Below are 19,913 nucleotides of genomic sequence, written 5' to 3' on the forward strand. Positions count from 1 at the left end.
GATGATTGAACTAACAAAAGAATTCCTCGAAAACGTCGAACGGCTGATAGCCGACAAAGACGAAAAGCAGATCAAAGCGATTCTGGAAGAATTGCACCCTGCGGATATCGCCGAAATATATGAAGAGTTGAATCTTCAGGAAGGTGCTTACCTCTATCCGTTGATGGAAGAGGATACGGCTGCCGAGGTATTGATGGAACTCGACGAGGATGCCCGTCATCGCCTCTTACGCCAGTTGCCGCCCGAACTGATCGCGCGCCGGTTTGTAGACAACCTGGAGACCGACGACGCTGTGGACCTTATCCGTGAGCTTCCGGAAGAGCAACAGGAAGAGGTACTCTCGCATATTGAAGACGTAGAGCAGGCTGGTGACATTGTCGATCTGTTGAAATACGATGAAGACACCGCCGGGGGGTTGATGGGTACGGAGATGATCGTGGTGAACGAGAACTGGAGCATGCCCAAATGTATCGAAGAGATGCGCCTGCAGGCCGAAGAGATGGATGAGATCTATTATGTCTACGTGATCGACGATGACGAACGCCTTCGTGGTGTCCTTCCATTGCAGCGACTGATTACCAATCCTTCCGTTTCCAAGATCAAGCACGTGATGAAGAAAGATCCGATTGCCGTACACGATAACGACAGCATTGAGGAGGTGGCTCAGGCTATTGAGAAGTATGACCTGGTAGCCCTGCCGGTTATCGATAGCATCGGGCGTCTGGTCGGACGCATCACCATCGACGACGTGATGGACGAGATACGCGAACAACACGAACGCGACTACCAGTTGGCTTCCGGTATCTCGCAGGATGTGGAGACCTCCGATAATATATTCCTGCAAACAGCCGCGCGTCTTCCCTGGCTATTGATCGGTATGATTGGCGGACTGGGCAACTCGGTTATCTTGGGTAATTTCACAAACAATATTGCTTCCAACCCGAAAATGGCTCTTTTTATCCCGCTGATCGGGGGAACGGGAGGGAATGTCGGCATACAATCGTCGGCTATCGTCGTGCAAGGCCTGGCTAACAAATCGCTCCGGCCGGAGAATATCTGGACACAGGTATTGAAAGAATCGGTCGTTTCACTGATCAATGCCAGCATCATCAGCTTAGTTGTTTTCATCTATAACTTCTTCACATTGGGCGACCGCATCGTAACCGCCTCCGTATCACTCAGTCTTTTTGCCGTAGTGATGTTTGCCAGCTTGTTCGGCACACTGGTTCCCATGACCCTCGAAAGGCTTAAAATCGACCCCGCCTTAGCGACAGGGCCGTTTATCACCATTACGAATGACATTATCGGCATGATGATCTATATGTTCATCGTTGCCTCACTGACCGGTATCATTTAAGAAAGGAGCGTTCAACGCAAATTGGTCGCCTTACTCTTCACGAATACCACGGCGATAGCAGCTAAGAGAAGGAACATTCCACCTGTTAATAGGGCATACATCGGATGCCCTCCGTACACATTGCGCACGATCCAGCCATGGATAATGCCGTTGGTGATCTGCGGCAGGGTGATAAAGAAATTAAAGATACCCATATAGGTTCCCATCTTTTCCGCCGGCAGGCTATTGGAAAGGATAGCGTATGGCATGGCTAAGATGCTTGCCCAGGCAATACCCACCCCAATCATAGAAACGATCATCGCGTTCGTATCAGTCAGATAATAGAGCGACATCAATCCCAAGCCGCCCAGGGTAAGGCAGATCGCATGAGTCGATTTGCGTCCCAATTTCTTGGCAATCGGAATTAATAGCAAGGCAAAAAGCATGGCGACAAAGTTGTAAACGCTAAACAACTCGCCCACCTTATCGCCGGCTGCAGCATATCCCGCCGATGTTGGGTCAGGCGAATGATAGACATGTTCGGCTATTGCCGGAGTAGAATAGACCCACATGGAGTAAAGAGCAAACCAGGCAAAGAACTGACATATACCCAACTGCCACATCACTTTAGGCATATGCGCGATATCATACATGATCTCCATCAATCCGTTCCGGTGTTTTTCTTTCGGTTTATCCCCATCCTCTCCGCTAAACTCCGCCAGCTCTTTCGGCGAATACTCCTTGGTCGTCACGATGGTCCACAGGACACAGACAAAGAGAACGGCCGCTCCGACGTAGAAAGCATATTTCACATTATCGGCCACCTCGCCCGGCTCGGCCATGTTTGAAAAGCCAAAAGCACGGTTCATCAGGCTCGGCATCAGCGAACCCACCACGGCACCAATACCGATCAGGAATGTTTGGATGGAGAAACCGACCGTATGCTGCTCGGCCGGGAGCATATCACCCACCAGGGCACGAAAAGGTTCCATGGTGACATTGATAGAGGCATCCATAATCATCAGCATACCAGCACCTATCAACACCGGCGAAAGAATGGCATGGGTGGTCTCGGGTGAGATGAAGAGTCCGGCATTCGGCATCAGAATCAGGGCGATCGTGGTCAATATAGCACCTACCAGAAAGAACGGACGGCGACGCCCCAGGCGGTTCCAGGTACGGTCGGAATAATGCCCGATAAGAGGCTGTACGATCATCCCGGTCAACGGGGCAGCCAGCCAAAACAGCGAAAGATGTTCGACATCGGCACCGTAGATCTGAAGAATACGGCTCGAATTGGCATTTTGAAGCGCAAATCCAAACTGAATGCCTAAGAAGCCAAAGGTCATATTCAGGATTTGCCAAACACTCAGGAAGGGTTTTGCTTTCATGTATTCACATTTAATGGATCAACACACAAACTTACAGAATAATCAACGAAAACTAATTCCCCGGAGTATAAAAAAAGAGATGCCCCCTGAAAACGTTTGCGGGCGAAAACTCAAAATATCAAATTGTCAAAATCGCGGGACTTTTTTTCCGAACCGGCAGGAGTATTTTCACAAACTCCCGGGAGAAACATTTTTTAACGTATCATATTGTAAAGCAAAATGGGCTTTTTGCTATCATTTTGTCAATTCACTTAACGAGCAAAGCGAAGTGAAAAGGAAAATATCAAAAGGCCATCCCGAAAAATCAGGACGGCCTTTTTCACAAATATGATCTCTTATGTAAAGATACAATTATTCTTTGGCGGCGCTTTTGCTGTGGGCAATCGATTGAAGAGCCAGGTAGTTGTCGCCGAAGTTCTTCATATTGTCCAGTTCGGTATCGAACTGATCCTGGTGCTCTTCCTCTTCCAACAGGATCGCTTCAAACAACTTCTTGGAAGCAGCATCGGATTCGTCCATGCAGATCTTAGCCCATTCGTTGTAGTTCTGGATGGTTTCCAACTCCATTTTGTTGGCCAGTTCCAGCATTTCTTTCACATCATGGATTTTCTGAACCCCTTTGGAAGCACGTAATTCCAACTCCCCTTTCAGATACAGGATGCGTTCGGCGAATTGCTCCACATGGATCATCTCTTTGATAGAGGTGCGCTTAAAATAGGCAGCCAGGTAGTCATAGCCCATATCTTCGAGCAGAATATGGAAATACATGTACTGGTTTACGGCAGTCATTTCTTCTGCTACCGCCTTGTTCAATAGTTCAATGCTTTTGTCTCTCTTGATCATAACCTATAAATTTATCGGGTAAATAATGCTTTTCAATCAGCCTGTCCGGCTTGCCACTTATATATGAAACAGTTTGTAGCTTGGATTTGTTTTTCAAAGGGGAGAGTATTTCAATAAAAAAAAGACTTTAAGGCCATTGAAGTCCTTAAAGTCTTTCATTTTTTATTGATAGAGAGCTATTGGCTATCTACATTCTCTTACCGGTATTTTATCGATCCGCGCCTGATGACGTCCGCCATCAAATGGGGTATTCAGAAATACATCTATCGCCTTCGCCGCCTCTTCCCGTTCGATAAAACGTCCGGGAAGGACAAGTACATTGGCATCATTATGATGGCGGGAAAGGGAGGCAATTTCATGGTTCCAGCATAAAGCTGCCCGAACACCCTGGTGTTTGTTGAGCGTGATGCTGATCCCGATTCCGGAACCGCATACGGCGATACCCGGATAGACCTCTCCTTTTTCAATGGCTTCCGCCAAAGGATGCGCAAAATCAGGATAATCGGAACTCTCAGCAGAGTAGGCCCCGAAATCTTGATAGGCCAATCCCTTCTCCGACAAGTATGTCTTGATATACTCTTTCAGTTCGTAACCGGCATGGTCACTGCATATGCCTATCATTTCCCCAGATATTCTTTTACCTGTTTGTACACATTATTGCCAGTGAAGCCCAATTTCTCGTCAAGCACTTTGTAAGGAGCCGAGAAACCAAACGAGTCAAGTCCCCATACTTTGCCCTGATCGCCTGCCAGACCTTGCAGGGTAACAGGCAGACCGGCTGTGAGTCCAAAGATCTTGCTACCGGGGATAATCACCGCATCCTGATAGGCTTTTGGCTGCGAACGGAAAAGACCTTCCGAAGGAACAGAAACAATACGCACCTTGATGCCGTCGGCACGCAACAAAGCAGCGCCTTCTACCAACGTAGCCACTTCCGAACCGGAAGCCAACAGGGTCACATCTGCGTTTGTATCGTCTTCCACCACGTAAGCACCCTTTTCAGCTTTCAGGGCTTCCAGGTAGCTGCTATTCGGCAAATTGGTGATATTCTGACGGGAAAGGATAAGTCCTGTCGGTGTTTTGTTTTCCATAGCCATCTTCCAAGCCACGGTTGTTTCGTTCACATCAGCCGGACGAAGCACCAACATTGAGTTCTTTCCATGATGATTCTTCAATTTTTCCATCAAACGGATCTGTGCTTCCTGTTCAACAGGCTCATGCGTTGGGCCGTCTTCTCCTACGCGGAACGCATCGTGTGTCCAGATAAAGATGATCTGTTGTTCCATCAAGGCAGCCATACGCACCACCGGTTTCATATAATCAGAGAACACAAAGAAGGTTCCGCAAGCCGGTATCACACCGCCATGGAGTGACATACCCAAGCAAATAGAAGCCATTGTCAGCTCGGCCACCCCCGCTTGGAAGAAAGAACCACTGAAGTCATCACGTTTGAAAGCATGTGTCTTCTTCAGGAATCCATCGGTCTTATCCGAGTTGGAAAGGTCGGCTGAGGCGCAAATCATATTGTCAACCTGCACAGCCAAGGCACTTAATACGGTAGCCGAAGCAGCACGTGTTGCCTGACCCGCCTTTTGTTCGATGCCGGCCCAGTCGATTTGCGGCAGTTCACCGGCAAACCATCTTTTCTTATTAGCAGCCATTTCCGGATTGGCTTTTGCCCATGCCTCTTCGGCAGCATAGCGTTCCGCTACGATTCCGGCCAGTTCTTTGGCTCTGTTGGCATACAATTCAGCCACTTCCGGGAAGATAGTAAACGGATTTTCCGCGTCTCCACCCAGGTTGCGCACCGTCTCTGCGTAAGAAGCTCCGGCAGCAGAAAGCGGTTGTCCATGAGTAGAAACCATATCTTCGAAGCTGCTCTTATCTTCTTTCACAGCCCCTTTACCCATAATAGTGTTACCAATAATCAATGTCGGACGGTCGTTCACTGCTTTCGCTTCCGTCAATGCCCGGCGAATATCAGCCGCGTCATTGCCGTTGATCGTGATCACTTTCCAACCCCACGCTTCATATTTCTGAGCAACATTTTCTATTGTTACCTCTTCTACTTTGGTAGAGAGCTGAATATTGTTGGAGTCATAGAACATGATCAGGTTATCCAACCCCAGGTTACCGGCAATACGCCCTGCACCCTGAGAGATCTCTTCCTGAACACCTCCGTCTGAGATAAAAGCATAAATAGTCTGATTCATCTGATCGCCCAGGCGTGCTTTCAGGAATTTAGCAGCAATAGCCGCTCCGACAGCCATCGTATGGCCTTGTCCCAACGGACCGGACGTATTCTCTACGCCACGCATGATATCGCGCTCGGGGTGTCCCGGCGTCGGGCTCTCCCACTGACGGAAGGCAGCCAGTTCATCCATGGTGTATTTACCGCAAAGAGACAATACCGCATAAAGCATGGGTGACATATGTCCCGGATCAAGGAAGAAACGATCACGGCCTTCCCAGGTTGGATTTTTAGGATCATACACTAAAAATTCTGAGAACAAAACATTAACAAAATCGGCACCTCCCATAGCGCCTCCCGGGTGTCCTGAATTGGCTTTCTCAACCATCGACGCGGCCAGAATACGAATATTATCCGCCGCTCTGTTCATTAATTGAATATCATTCATCTTTATGTGGAATTTAATTTCGTGCAAAGATAACTATTCTCGTTATATAACCGAATGCCCTCGACAGATTTATAACACAAAAAAGGCGTTATCGCTATCGATAACGCCTTCTCTTTATATAAATTGAAAATCAATCCTTATACCAACTTACGAGCTCCGTCGCTAATCACAACAGGATACATCTTCGGTTCGAAACCGAATTTCTCTTTGTAAGCACTGAACGCTTTCGCAATAAAGGCATCATACAATTCGTCCTTCACCAGGTTGATCGTACATCCGCCAAAGCCGCCACCCATCACACGCGAGCCGGTCACGCCACATTCTTTTGCAATGTCGTTCAAGAAGTCAAGCTCTTCACAGCTCACCTCATACAGCTTGCTCATACCATAATGGGTTTCATACATTTTCTGGCCTACCGTTTCGTAATCGTCGCGTTCCAGCGCATCACATACATCCAATACGCGTTGGATCTCCCCGATCACATATTCGGCACGCATATAATCTTCCGCACTCACATCGGCTTTCACCTCGTTGAGCATATCCATATCAGCATCACGCAGAAATTCTACATGCGGGTGGTTGCGGCGCATCGTTGCCACCACATTTTCGCACGACTGACGGCGTTTGTTGTAAGGAGAATCCACCAACTCATGCTTTGCCAGCGTATCCAACAATACCAACTTGTACCCTTTCGGATGGAACGGGAAGTATTTATATTCCAGCGAACGGCAATCCAAACGGATCAGGCTTCCCTCTTTTCCGAAGATAGAGGCAAACTGGTCCATGATTCCGCAGTTCACACCCACGTAATGGTGTTCGGTCATCTGTCCGATCTTTGCCAGCTCAAACTTATCAATGCCTAAGCTAAAGAGTTCATTCAAGGCAAATGCATAGGTGCTTTCCAAGGCAGCCGAAGAAGACATACCCGCGCCTAACGGCACATCGCCGGCAAACACCGTGTCAAATCCCTGAATCTGCCCGCCACGCTTGATAATCTCGCGGCATACACCAAAAATATATTTCGCCCAACCGGCCTTCGGCAGATCGCTTTCGTTCAATCCGAATTCTGCATAATCGTCCAGATCGACCGAATAAGCACGCACCTTACCTGTTCCGTTGGGTTTGATCTCTGCAATCATTCCTTTATCAATCGCACCGGGGAATACGAATCCGCCATTATAGTCGGTGTGTTCACCTATCAGGTTAATACGCCCGGGGGAAGCAAACACATTCCCTTCTGTCTGGAATTTCTCCTGGAATTTCTCTCTAATTTGTTTCATCATAATCTAAATCTCCTAAAATATATGTAGTGAATTTCTGTTTCCACGGATTTAATCCACCGGAATATCTTTGTTTACGTTCTTGCTTCCGATCAACGCATAATAGAGCATATAAAGCAGAGCGACAACAATTACCCAATAGCTTGTCATATAGGTAGAAATATCAGCTATCCAGTTTTGCACCAGCGGTAGAACACCTCCACCAACGACCATCATCATAAAGATACCTGATCCGGCAGCGGTATATTTGCCCAATCCTTCGGTTGCCAGGTTGAAGATACCTCCCCACATGATTGAGGTACAAAGACCGCACAATACCAATAGTAAAGCAGCAATAGGCACCTGAACCATATCAAAAGAAGATCCTGTAAACACAGGCATAGAGGTAAGAACAGTCTTAGGCAAATAGATAGCCAATAAGACCAATAGGGTACCCAATCCGGAAGCAACGGTCAACATAGCTCTACTGGACACCTTGCCACCGACAAGACTTCCCAGGAAACGTCCGATCATCATCATGAACCAATAGGTACCCGCTACGAAACCACCGATCGTCGTCGCAAGGGCAGGATCCAGGCCGGCTCCTTTGTCAGTCACATCCGAAAGGTAGAAGTTTAATGTTCCCTGTATACCGATTTCCACACCAACATACACGAAGATGGCAATCGTTCCCAGCACAAAGTGACGGAAAGCCCACGGGCTTCTTTCGTACACGATCTCTTTTCCTTTTTTCTTGTCAGCATCCGGGTCGGCAATAGGGATAAACGACAGGAGAATAAATGCCACGGCAAATACGCCCATCGCGGTCATCAACACCGGATTAACGTCGGTGATAGCTGTTTCCAGCGTAACCATACCGATCAAAGATCCTACAAACATAGGTGTCAATGTGCCGGTCAGCGAGTTGAATGTGCCACCGATCTGGATCAACTGGTTGCCTTTGTTGCCGCCACCTCCCAGGAGGTTCAACATCGGGTTCACCACAGTATTCAGCATACATACAGAGAAACCAGATACGAATGCACCTAACAGATAAACATAGAAATTCAACGGTAAAGAGAACAGGGTCGATCCTACGCCTAAAGTTCCGGAAAGGAATTGAATTAATACGCCTAAAAAGCCAACGGCAATAGCCGCCAAAGCGGTTTTCTTGTAACCGAACTTAACAAGCATCTTACCTGCCGGAATACCCATAAACAGATAGGCGAGGAAGTTCATCATATTACCCAACATGCCCAAGAAGTTAGAACCGGCCAGTTCGGGTTGATTTTTCCAGATTACTCCAATGGGAGCAGCCAGATTGGTAACAAATGAAATCATCGCAAAAAGAATCCACATGGTAACAATCGCGATGATACTACCATTTTGTTGTTTTTGTTGTGTCATAAACAATGTTTTTTTGAGTTATTTGAATAGATTATTTTTCAATCGTAAAGGCATATACTGTCTTGCTATTGAAAGTCTCGCCGGGACGAAGCACTGTCGAAGGATAATCCGGACAATTCGGGCTATTGGGGAAATGCTGCGTTTCCAGACACAACGCAGAACGTTTCGGGTAATACTGCCCCGGTTTCCCTTCAAAATTACCGGTAGTCCAATTGCTTGAATACAACTGAACACCCGGTTCTGTGGTATATGTTTCCATTACAATTCCGGTTTTGGGAGAAGAACAACGGGCACAGAACGAGAGCTCGTTTTCCTCTTTTTTATTTAATACATAGGTATGATCATATCCGTTACCAAAAATCAACTGTTGGAAATCATCCTCAATACGGGCGCCAATCTCAAACGGCGTACGGAAATCCATCGGAGTTCCTTCCACCTTTTCTGCCGGTCCGTAAGGAATCGCCGTATCGTCGGTCGGAAGATAGGTGTCGGCATTGATTTCCAATAAATGATCGCCCACATACGGGTCGCCTGCTCCGGATAGGTTGAAATAAGAGTGGTTGGTCAGGTTCAACACGGTTGGTTTATCGGTGGTTGCCTCGTAGGAGATAATCAATTCATTGGTGTCGGTCAACTGATAAACAATGGAGGTTTTCAATTCCCCCGGATACCCCTCTTCACCATCGGCAGCGGTATAGGTCAACGTCACTGTTTGGGCATCGTTCTGCACCATATCCCAAACCACAGCATTAAAGCCTTTCACTCCCCCATGCAAACTATTTGGACCGTTATTGATCGGCAATTTATCATATACAACACCATCCAGTGTGAATGTACCTTTAGCGATACGGTTGCCATAACGTCCGCAAACCGCCCCAAAATAGGGTTCTTCGGATGTCAGATAGTCATCTATATTCTTATGGCCGGTCACTACATCGACTAGTTTACCCGACCTGTCGGGAACCATCAGAGAGACAATTTTTGCACCGTAGTTCGTAATAGTTAATTCTGCACCGGCCGTATTCGTTAGTACACAGAGAGCCGTCTCTTTTCCATCCACTTGTTTGCTGAAATCCGCAATATCCAAGCCGGATAGAGTCTTTTCGTTTTTCATGAAAATTTCAATTTAATTGTACAAATTGCCTGTAAAAGTACAGACTTATCCCAAGCATAATCCGACATGATTTATGTTGTATAACATAGATTTAACTTTTATCCACGATTACAGTTTGTTTCCCTGCATTCTACGTAAGCATTATGTAGGTTTTGTATATTTTCTTCCGAAATGTTAAAAAGCAAAATGTAAGCAAAATAGCCGTTTTGCTTTACAATATGATACGTTAAAAAATGTTTCCCCCGGGAGTTTGAAAAAATACTCCTGCCTTTTCGCGCGCAAAGTCCTGCGTTTTTGTCAAAATGATAGTTGAGGTTTTCTGAGAAAATAGAGATATTAACATTTGCTAACACTTGTATCGTAAAGACAACAGGGGCTTATCTTCAGTACATAAAAATGCCCTTTACATATCTATTTGTTACTTTTTTTCTGAAAAAAATTGGATTTATTAAAATTAACACTACATTTGGCCGACTTAATCTAACAAAACATTCACACAAAATGTGTGTGGATTGAGAATCTAAACTTACGACAAAAACTCAAATTCATGGCAAACACAAGTATCACAATCAACGTCCTCCTGTTAGCATTTCATTAGCATTTAGCTAAGAGAAGACCACGCCCCCTTGCCTATATGGTCGGGAGGGTTTTTGCTATCGTGTTCATGGGTAAGCTTTATACCCGGACAGGGGTGTTGTATGCGCTAATGTTACCTACACACTCCGCGCTATTGAGACTATTTCACCTTTAAATTTAAAATATGTATATGAGAAAACTGAGTGTTGTTTTAGTTATTCTTGTGTTGTCGCTACAATGTATGCTGGCACAGGAAAGGCAAATTACAGGCAAGGTAACATCCTCGGAAGACGGACTTCCAATGATTGGTGTTGCAGTGATGGACAGACAAAGCATGCGCGGCGTCGCCACGAATGTAGACGGAGAATTTTCGATCCGAATAGACGAACGGACCAAAAGTCTCCAATTCACTTACGTCGGGTACAAAACCATGGAAGTACCTATTACAGGAAACAGCCTGACGGTTGTCATGGAGCCGGATTTTGTTGCGATCGATGAAGTGATGGTTGTGGCCTACGGTACAGGAAAGAAATCGACCTTCACCGGGTCGGCCACCGTCGTCAAAAGCGAAGCCTTAGAAAAGATCACCACCTCCAACATCACGCAGGCGCTCCAGGGACAGAGCAGCGGGGTGCAGGTAATCAACAGCAGCGGGCAACCGGGCGATAGCGGTTCGATCCTGATCCGTGGTATCGGTTCGATGAATGCCTCCAGCTCTCCGTTGTACGTAGTCGACGGGGTGGCTTACGACGGTATCATGAACGCGATCAACCCGGCAGATGTCGAATCAATGACGGTATTGAAAGACGCTTCGGCCACCGCACTCTACGGTTCACGCGCGGCAAACGGAGTAATTATGATCACGACCAAAAAGGGATCTTCCGAGAAAGGACAAATCAATTTCCGCTCCACCTGGGGGTATTCCAATCTGGCAGTCGATCTGCCACGCGCCTTAACGCCGGAGGAATTCACCGTCCTAACCTGGCGAGCCATGCGCAATGGACGGCAAGACCAAGGCTATAATGCCGACGACTCTAATCAATACGCCACCAACTACTTAAAGAACGAGCTCAAGATCAACCCGTTCAATATCGATCAACCGGTAGGCCTGAATGGCGAAATGGATCCAAACGCCCAGCTGCTGTTCTGGGGAGACTGGCGGGACGAGATTCTGAAATCGCGTCTGCGCCAGGAATACAACCTGGATTTCAGCGGAAAGAACGATAAGGCCGACTATTTCTTTTCGGGCGGTTACGTAAACGATAAAGGGATCTTTGCCGCACAGAAATTCGAACGTTTTTCACTTCGTTCAAACCTAAACTACCAGGTTAAAAACTGGCTTAAGGTAGGCACCAACACCTCTCTTTCCCATGCCGTACGGGAAGTATGGTTAGACAGCCGGACCATCTGGTTCCTCCGCACGATTTCTCCGACCTATCCGGTCTATGTATGGGATCCGGCAACGGGAGATTATAAACAGGATGGCAACGGCAACAAGATATATGATTACGGAGACGACCGTACGGCATGGACAGCCTGGAACCCATTGGCCGATGCGGCTTATAACCCTTCGCCGGAAACGACCAACAATATATCTACCCGTAATTACCTCGAGATAACCTTCCTGCCGGAACTGAAATTCCGCACCAACTTCAGTGTAGACCATTTCAACCAGACCTACGACGGATATACCAACCCCGAGTATGGTTATGCTTCAGGGTATGGCGGGGAAGTGTATAAAGAAATAAAACAGAATATCTCCTATACGATCAATAACCTGTTGACCTACGATAAAACCTTCGGCGATCATCGCGTAAACGTTCTGTTGGGGCAGGAAGCCTACTCCATGCACTACAAATATCTGCAAGCAGCCAAAAGAGGGCTTCCTTTCCTGGGACTGACAGAGATTGATTCTGCATCCGAAATGGCTTCCATGCGTTCGTATTACGATAAGTACCGCCTGTTGAGCTGGCTGAGCCGTATGGAATACGAATACAAAGACCGTTATTATGTGTCGGGTAGTTTCCGTACCGACGGTTCTTCGCGCTTCCATCCGGATAGCCGCTGGGGGAATTTCTGGTCACTGGGTGCCTCCTGGCGTATCTCCAACGAAGAGTTTATGTCTTCTTATCATTGGCTCGACAACCTGAAACTGAAAGCCAGCTACGGAGCAGTAGGGAACGACCAGTTAAACACCTATTATGCCTATCAGGGGCTGTATGCTACCGGCAACAACGACTACAGCGAGGCAGGTGTCAATATCAGCCGTCTGGCCAATAAGGATCTGAAATGGGAAACCAACCTACAGTTTAACGTCGGTCTTGAATTCGCTATCTTCAACAAACTAAGCGGTGAAGTGGAATGGTTTAAGCGCAAATCAAAAGACCTGCTCTTCGGCATGCCGATGGCTCCTTCTACCGGTTTCAGCAGCATCGACCGTAATATTGGCGACGTGCAAAACCAGGGTATCGAGTTCCAGCTCAGCTATACGCCGTTCCACTCCAAAGACTTCCGTTGGAACATTGCCTTCAATGGCACGCACTACAAGAACAAAATCACCAAACTGCCACAAGATGAGATCAACGCCGGTTATTTCAAATGGCGGGAAGGCGAATCGCGTTACAACTTCTGGGGTATCGAATATGCCGGTGTGAATCCGGAGAACGGACGCGACCAGTACTGGAAGAATATATATGAAAAAGTAGGAGATGAGGAGATATTGGTTGACCGCGAGAAAACAGAGAACTATAATGAGGTGACCAGCGACAAACATAAGAAATACCTGGGCGACGCCATTCCAAAGATCTTCGGCGGATTGACAAACAACCTGTATTATAAAGGTATCGACCTGTCGTTTATGCTTTATTACAGCATTGGCGGCAAACTATACGACGGCGACTACGCACAGATGATGTCCTACCGTACCGGTTACAGCATGCATCCGGATATGCTCAAAGGTTGGAGTGAAAGCAATACCAATGCTTCGCTTCCGCGTATTTCTACCTATTATTCCAGCTATATGGGATCGTACACCACAAAATTCCTGTACGACAACAGCTTCTTACGCTTGCGTAACCTGACTGTAGGGTATACCCTGCCGAAATCGTTGACTTCACGTTTCGACATCAATTCACTGCGTCTGTTTGTGCAAGGCGACAATCTCCTGACATTAGGAAGTGCACAGAAGCGGGGAACCGACCCGGAACAGTCTGTTTCCGGAACAACTGGCAACCGCTTCCCGACCACCCAGTCGATCTCTTTCGGCATACAGTTAAATCTATAAGACAGTCACCTACAACAAGTATATAAATATGAAAAAGATAATAAATTCCATTCGCTTTACCGGCCTCGTAGCGCTTGTAGCACTTATGGTCACCGCCTGTAGCGATTTCCTCAATACGACCCCTTCCACTTCGGTGGCCGATACCGACGTGTTTAATACGATAGCCGGCGCTCAGGCCGCGCTGAACGGTTCCTACTATCACATGCGCGCTTACAATGGCGGAGGTGCCAATCGAGAGGATGATTGGGGTATCCCGACTATCCAAATGATGTCTGATGTGTTTGGTGAAGATATGATTGTATGGAACGGCTGGTATGGCTATGACTACAACTACTGGGGACATACCCGCGGCGACATCTTCCGCTCAAGTCAGTTGTGGCGTTTTCATTACCGGTTGATCAACAATGTCAACTCCATCATCGCCTATACGGATAATTGTAGCGGATCAGAAACGGAAAAGCAACATATCAAAGGGCAGGCACATGCCATTCGCGGCTGGGCCTATTTCAACCTGGCTCGCTTGTTCCAACAAACCTATATCATTGCTAAAAATATGCCCGGCGTTCCTATCTACCTGGAACCAACGAACGATCAGACCGAAGGCAAACCGCGCGGCACATTGGAAGAGACCTACAAACAGATAGTGGCCGACCTGACGACTGCCGAAACCTTGCTGGAAGGATTCAACCGCGGAAGCCGGATCAATACGTTCGACCAATCAGTCACACAAGGCGTATTGGCACAAGTGTATCAAGTGATGCATAACTGGCCCAAATGCGAAGAATACGCCAAGAAACTATTAAATAAATATCCGCTGACCACCAACGAACAATACACAGGCGGCTTCAGCGACGAGACCGTTCCGTCCTGGATCTGGGGTATGCGTCAGACAGAAGAGCAAAACATGCACGATTATTCACCCTTCGCTATGTGGGCTAACGGCACACGCTCTTGTTACACATTCCAATGCTTCTACCTGGCCGACGTGTTTGTCGACTATTTCGATGAAAGCGATATTCGCTTCCAACAAATCGAGCGCTGGTGGGGCATCATCTGGGCATCCTACAAATTCCGGGACAAAGATGATTGCCGGGGTTCTATTGTCTTTATGCGTACGGAAGAGATGCTCCTCGCAGCCGCCGAAGCCTGTGCCTATCAGGGGAAAGAGAAGGAAGCCAAAGAACTACTGTGGAAGCTTCAGGAAATGCGCAACGCCACACGCACAGAGGCGTCGGGCAACGACTTGTTGGAAGCCATCTGGCTGGAACGTCGCAAAGAAATGTATGGCGAAGGTCATGCCCTGTTCGATCTTGTCCGCACCCAAAAACCGTTGGTGCGCGCGGGCAATCACGATGCTTATGGCGGTAGCCACCAATTCCCGGCTCGTTCCTGGCGTTTTATCTTCCAAATCCCGAACACCGAATTGCTCAACAACGACGCTTTGGTAGACGATATCTGGCCGGCCGGCGATCAGAATCCCTATAGTGGAGAGTACAAGCCCTAAACAAATTAACAGGATATTATCGTCCTGATTGTGTGTTGGAGATTTCAAGCGGGTGGTCGATGGCCACCCGCTTTTTTATTTTTCTCACGTCCAAAAGCTACCGGTTCCCGGTCATCTCCGTGACTATTTCAGGATCAGAGCGACCTCCTCTTCCGTCCCATCGTTGGGAGCCGGATCCAGTTCGAGTAGCTTGCAGATCAACAGGTAGAGATTCACATTGGCAATAGCCGGCAAGCGTTCTCCCGTTTTGAACGAGGGGCCTGCGGCATAGAAGATGGCCTGCATGGAGGGTTCATAATTGTCGTAGCCATGCGTGGCAGCATAACGGGGTGCAGCGTCGGCACGAAACTGCACGTATGTCCCGATTTCCGGCACAACCACCAGGTTGCTCACTCGCGGATGCGTCCCGTAGTTAAAGCGGGAAGGAATCTCCTCCTTTTTATACGCTTTAATATGAGGCACCGCTTGCAGTATCTGATAGGCGGTTTCGCGATAGCTCTCCTTCGTATATAACAGGGTGGGAACCCCATCGAACACATGATCAAAACTATCCCTGGGCAGGTAGTCATTTAGGTTGACATAGTTTTCCGGATAATAGGTTGCCATGCCATGATCGGAAAGAACGATGAAATCGATGCGATCGAAAATATCCAGTTGGCGCACTTCGGTAAAGAAATAGTTCAACAACTGATCCAGTTCTTCCACCATCTGCCGGGTGGCTGTCGAATCGGGGGTGGCTCGGTGGCCGATAGCGTCTGGCTCTTCTATATACCACATCAACAGATGCGGGCGTTCCTCTTCCGGCAACTGAAGCCATGCCAGAATCGAATCGGCACGATTTTTAAAGGGCACATCGCTATCGAACGGTTTCCAGATGGAGGGTTGACGGCCATTGACGGCGGTTTCGCTTCCCACCCAATAGTAATTAGCCGCTTTCACCCCCTGTCGTTCGGCCGTGTTCCAGATCGGTTCCCCTTCGTAGAAGCCGGGATTAGCCACTGCTTCCCGGTTGCCTATGGTATAGATCTTATCGAGGTCTTCCGCATAAAAAAAGTTATTGATCAACCCATGATGGTCGGGATGCAATCCGGTTGCCATTGCGTAGTGGTTTGAAAAGGTCACACTGGGAAAGCAGGGACGGAAATCAGCCCTCACTCCTACCCGTTCAAGGGAATCCAAGGTGGGCGTATGCGCCATTTCCGGATAGTCGGAACGAAAACCATCCAACGACAGGACGACTACATAACGGTCGGCTTTTGAATCCTGAGATGAACTCGCATAGAAAAAATAGAGAACGGCGCTAATGGCCAGGAAAACAAAAATGATTCTTTTTTTCATACACACTCTATTACTAAAGAGACACAAAGGTAGTTATTATTTTTTCTAAAACGCCGCCCGTTTACTTCCTATGCCACCCTTTATCGGTTGTCGACATGGTAGAACAAAAATGTCATTTCAGAATGTCAACAAACGTTAAATTGTACATTTCGGACAAAACCCCCAATTTACGATTTGTAATTTCGGCAGGACTTTGCGCGCAAAAAGGCAGGACTTCGGAGACAAACTCCCGGGAGAAACACTTTTTAACGTATGGATTTGTAAGTAAAACGCCCGTTTTGCTTACAATCGCTATTTTAACATTTCGGGCATTCAATCCAACTATGGGTGACCCCATATAACTGAACCTTACCGGAAAGAGTCCGCACGCCATGAATAATTTACAATTTAACAGCCTCTATCCGTTAAAGAATGAAAATACTCGTTATATTTGCATGTGCTAAAAAAACAAAACCGTTATTTTGTTTAATTTTAACTATTAACTATAAACAGTAGACATGGTATGGGAAAACATGTAATCCATTTCTTTTTAGTAGCTATTTTAACTATTTTTTGTGCGAATGGTCTCCAGGCACAAACCGTAGTTAACGGGATGGTGATTGACGCAGAGAGTAATGAGCCTTTAGTGGGCGCTACGATTTTGGAAAAGGGAACAGCCAAAGGGGCCGTGACCGATGTGGATGGGAAATTTGAAATCACGGTGGCTCCCGGAGCTACATTGATTTTCCGTTCTCTTGGATATAAAGATATTACCCGGACAATTGCCGGATCTGCCAGTATTGACATCGGCACCATTGCGTTGGAGATCGACGCCATCGGTTTGGCCGACGTGACCATCACCTCTTCTATTGCTATCGATAGGAAAACTCCTGTCGCTATGGCTACCGTAACGCCGGAGATCATCGACGAACGACTGGGCGTAAAGGAGTTTCCGGAAATACTGAAACTCACACCGGGTGTGCATGTTACCCGGGACGGTGGCGCCTTTGGCGACGCCAAAGTGAATCTGCGCGGCTTCAAATCGGAAAACGTAGCTGTGATGGTAAACGGGGTTCCCATGAACGATATGGAATGGGGTGGCGTTTACTGGAGCAACTGGGCCGGACTGGCCGACGTGACCCGCTATATGCAGGTGCAACGCGGGTTGGGAGCATCCAAGGTATCTTCGCCTTCTGTCGGCGGATCGATCAATATCGTAACCCGTACGATCGATGCCAAAAAAGGAGGTTTCGCCAGCTATACGATGGGAACGGACGGATATAACAAAGTGTTATTTTCTGTTTCTACCGGCTTGAGCAAATCAGGCTGGGCGCTCACCCTGATGGGAGGCAAAACATGGGGCGACGGTTATGTGCAGGGAACGGAGTTTGAATCATACAACTACTTCCTGAGCATCGCCAAAAAGATCAGCGACTCGCACCAGATCTCATTCACCGGATTCGGCGCTCCCCAGGTACACAACCAGCGGGGCAGCTACGACGGATTGACCATCAAAGGATGGCAGTCGATGCAGCAATATATGCCGGATGGCGACCTGTACAGATACAATGCGACTTATGGATTCGGAAAGAATGGCGAACGCATCACATCGGCGAAGAACAAATACCACAAACCGCAATTATCCCTCAACCATTCATGGCAGATAGACCTGAAATCATCGCTGAGTACGGCGTTGTATATGTCGATCGGCGACGGATGGGGACTGCGTGGTGAAGGAACAGACTCTTCGATGGCCAACGGCTGGTATGGCGTAAGCAACGGCGTATTGAACACAAAATACAGAAATGCCGACGGCACCTTTGCATACGATCAGATCCAGGAGATGAACGAAAACAGCACGAATGGCTCACAAATGATTCTGGCGTTGAACAAGAACCAGCATCGTTGGTATGGACTTCTCTCGACCTACGAACGCGAACTGAATGAGAACCTGAATATCTCCGGAGGTATCGATGCCCGCTATTACAAAGGAATGCATACGGCAGAGATCAGCGACCTGATGAATGGTGCCTACTATGTAGACGTACGCAACCGCTCTAATGTATTGGAAGAAAACAACAGCGCAGCCAAAAACGCCTCTTTCCTGACAGAAAAACTGACGGTAGGCGACGTGGTGTACCGCGATTACGATAGCCATATCATCCAGGGAGGTCTGTTTGGACAGGCAGAATATACCTTGGGGGGACTAAGCGCGTTTGCTTCCGGTTCGGTAAACGAATCGACCCAGTGGCGCTACGACCGCTTCTATTACGACGAAGATCATGCCAAATCAGAAACTGTTACCAATTGGGGATTCAACCTCAAAGGCGGAGCCAACTACAACTTGAACGACTATCATAATATATTTATGAATATTGGTTACATCAGCCGCGCTCCACAGTTCAACGGCGGCGTGTTCCTGCAATCGACCACAAGCAATGAAATCAACGAAGAGGCATTGAACGAAAAGATATTCAGCGTAGAATTGGGTTATGGTGTCCGCACCTCTTTCTTGTCGGCCAACCTGAACCTGTATCATACCAACTGGAACGATAAAACCATGGCTCGCTTAGGTGATTTCACCGATAAGAGCGACCGCTACACGGTGAATATGCAGGGAGTCGATGCCATCCACCAAGGGCTGGAAATCGACTTGGCGGTTCATCCATTTAGATGGTTAGACATCACCGGCAGCTTCTCACTGGGCAACTGGCGATGGAACGGAACTGCTACCGGTTATTTCTACAATTCAGCCGGACAGCCGATCACCGCCGACTATACGGAAGCCTCCGGTGTTGGTGCTTCCGACCACGCCAAATCGACATTCAAAATGGACGGAGTGAAAGTAGGTGGCTCAGCACAGACCACGCTGTCTGCCGGGATCAAATTCAAACCGACCAAAGACATCAGCTTCGGTGCTGATTGGTTCTTCACCGATCGCAATTATGCCGACTGGACACCGATCAATAACGACCTGAAGATTGGCGGCGAAACAAAGTATGAGAAGCCATGGAAGATACCATCGGCTCACGTATTCGACCTCTATGCCAGCTATTCTTTCCAGATCGGTGGTTTGGCCTCCTCTGTCAGCGGTAACATATCCAACCTGTTCAACCAGGAATACATCGAAAGCGCTTACGACGGATCGTCACACAACTGGTCGTCGGCAACGCGTGTATTCTACGGTTTAGGACGTGAGATGTCAGTTAAGTTCAGAGTTAATTTTTAACCCCCTCAAAAAGAA

Annotated in this window: 12 protein-coding genes; 4 read left to right on the top strand and 8 right to left on the bottom strand. The window is 47.7% G+C overall.

What is annotated here, in order from left to right:
* Position 1: 1 nt before the first annotated feature.
* Positions 2–1,357 carry a magnesium transporter gene (gene mgtE / locus M2137_RS06270; protein WP_280765604.1) on the top strand — a complete coding sequence of 452 codons (1,356 nt, stop codon included), beginning with the start codon at positions 2–4 and terminating at the stop codon, positions 1,355–1,357.
* An 11-nt stretch (positions 1,358–1,368) separates the two neighbouring features.
* On the opposite strand, the gene M2137_RS06275 is transcribed toward mgtE, so the two are convergent.
* From M2137_RS06275 to M2137_RS06305, 7 genes are all read right to left on the bottom strand, one after another.
* On the bottom strand, positions 1,369–2,727 hold the full coding sequence (locus M2137_RS06275) for an MFS transporter (protein WP_280765605.1): 1,359 nt from the start codon (positions 2,725–2,727) through the stop codon (positions 1,369–1,371).
* 351 nt (positions 2,728–3,078) lie between these two features.
* On the bottom strand, positions 3,079–3,570 hold the full coding sequence (locus M2137_RS06280; RefSeq protein ID WP_280765606.1) for a bacterioferritin: 492 nt from the start codon (positions 3,568–3,570) through the stop codon (positions 3,079–3,081).
* 183 nt (positions 3,571–3,753) lie between these two features.
* Positions 3,754–4,191, bottom strand: a complete 438-nt coding sequence (rpiB, locus tag M2137_RS06285; protein ID WP_280765607.1) for a ribose 5-phosphate isomerase B — start codon at positions 4,189–4,191, stop codon at positions 3,754–3,756.
* A complete protein-coding gene (locus M2137_RS06290) occupies positions 4,188–6,209 on the bottom strand; it encodes a transketolase (protein WP_280765608.1) in 2,022 nt (673 codons plus the stop codon). The genes rpiB and M2137_RS06290 overlap by 4 nt, the downstream gene beginning before the upstream one ends.
* Positions 6,210–6,346: 137 nt before the next feature.
* A complete protein-coding gene (galK, locus tag M2137_RS06295) occupies positions 6,347–7,492 on the bottom strand; it encodes a galactokinase (protein ID WP_280765609.1) in 1,146 nt (381 codons plus the stop codon).
* A gap of 48 nt (positions 7,493–7,540) precedes the next feature.
* Positions 7,541–8,875, bottom strand: coding sequence for an MFS transporter (locus tag M2137_RS06300; protein ID WP_280765610.1), 1,335 nt, complete (start codon positions 8,873–8,875; stop codon positions 7,541–7,543).
* A gap of 31 nt (positions 8,876–8,906) precedes the next feature.
* Positions 8,907–9,989, bottom strand: coding sequence for an aldose epimerase family protein (locus tag M2137_RS06305; RefSeq protein ID WP_280765611.1), 1,083 nt, complete (start codon positions 9,987–9,989; stop codon positions 8,907–8,909).
* A 766-nt stretch (positions 9,990–10,755) separates the two neighbouring features.
* On the opposite strand from M2137_RS06305, the gene M2137_RS06310 reads away from it, so the two are divergent.
* Both M2137_RS06310 and M2137_RS06315 read left to right on the top strand, forming a co-directional pair.
* Complete coding sequence (locus M2137_RS06310; protein ID WP_280765612.1) at positions 10,756–13,848, top strand: TonB-dependent receptor; 3,093 nt, start codon at positions 10,756–10,758, stop codon at positions 13,846–13,848.
* Positions 13,849–13,876: 28 nt separating this feature from the next.
* The gene (locus M2137_RS06315) at positions 13,877–15,352 is read left to right on the top strand and encodes a RagB/SusD family nutrient uptake outer membrane protein (RefSeq protein ID WP_280765613.1); all 1,476 of its coding nucleotides are present in this window, start codon (positions 13,877–13,879) and stop codon (positions 15,350–15,352) included.
* Positions 15,353–15,475: 123 nt separating this feature from the next.
* Here M2137_RS06315 and M2137_RS06320 read toward each other — a convergent pair whose 3' ends face one another.
* On the bottom strand, positions 15,476–16,690 hold the full coding sequence (locus M2137_RS06320) for an ectonucleotide pyrophosphatase/phosphodiesterase (protein ID WP_280765614.1): 1,215 nt from the start codon (positions 16,688–16,690) through the stop codon (positions 15,476–15,478).
* Between the two features lie 502 nt (positions 16,691–17,192).
* Between M2137_RS06320 and M2137_RS06325 the strand changes: the two genes are divergently transcribed.
* Positions 17,193–19,898 (top strand): carboxypeptidase-like regulatory domain-containing protein, encoded by a 2,706-nt coding sequence (locus tag M2137_RS06325; RefSeq protein ID WP_280765615.1) that lies wholly within the window; start codon positions 17,193–17,195, stop codon positions 19,896–19,898.
* Positions 19,899–19,913 lie beyond the last annotated feature (15 nt).

The sequence above is a fragment of the Parabacteroides sp. PFB2-10 genome (genome assembly GCF_029893085.1).
Classification (GTDB): domain Bacteria; phylum Bacteroidota; class Bacteroidia; order Bacteroidales; family Tannerellaceae; genus QVMG01.

Bases quoted from the DNA above. Each gene is read 5' to 3' on its own strand.
- mgtE (WP_280765604.1), top strand. From the start codon at position 2: ATGATTGAACTAACAAAAGAATTCCTCGAAAACGTCGAACGGCTGATA.
- M2137_RS06275 (WP_280765605.1), bottom strand. From the start codon at position 2,727: ATGAAAGCAAAACCCTTCCTGAGTGTTTGGCAAATCCTGAATATGACC.
- M2137_RS06280 (WP_280765606.1), bottom strand. From the start codon at position 3,570: ATGATCAAGAGAGACAAAAGCATTGAACTATTGAACAAGGCGGTAGCA.
- rpiB (WP_280765607.1), bottom strand. From the start codon at position 4,191: ATGATAGGCATATGCAGTGACCATGCCGGTTACGAACTGAAAGAGTAT.
- M2137_RS06290 (WP_280765608.1), bottom strand. From the start codon at position 6,209: ATGAATGATATTCAATTAATGAACAGAGCGGCGGATAATATTCGTATT.
- galK (WP_280765609.1), bottom strand. From the start codon at position 7,492: ATGATGAAACAAATTAGAGAGAAATTCCAGGAGAAATTCCAGACAGAA.
- M2137_RS06300 (WP_280765610.1), bottom strand. From the start codon at position 8,875: ATGACACAACAAAAACAACAAAATGGTAGTATCATCGCGATTGTTACC.
- M2137_RS06305 (WP_280765611.1), bottom strand. From the start codon at position 9,989: ATGAAAAACGAAAAGACTCTATCCGGCTTGGATATTGCGGATTTCAGC.
- M2137_RS06310 (WP_280765612.1), top strand. From the start codon at position 10,756: ATGAGAAAACTGAGTGTTGTTTTAGTTATTCTTGTGTTGTCGCTACAA.
- M2137_RS06315 (WP_280765613.1), top strand. From the start codon at position 13,877: ATGAAAAAGATAATAAATTCCATTCGCTTTACCGGCCTCGTAGCGCTT.
- M2137_RS06320 (WP_280765614.1), bottom strand. From the start codon at position 16,690: ATGAAAAAAAGAATCATTTTTGTTTTCCTGGCCATTAGCGCCGTTCTC.
- M2137_RS06325 (WP_280765615.1), top strand. From the start codon at position 17,193: ATGGGAAAACATGTAATCCATTTCTTTTTAGTAGCTATTTTAACTATT.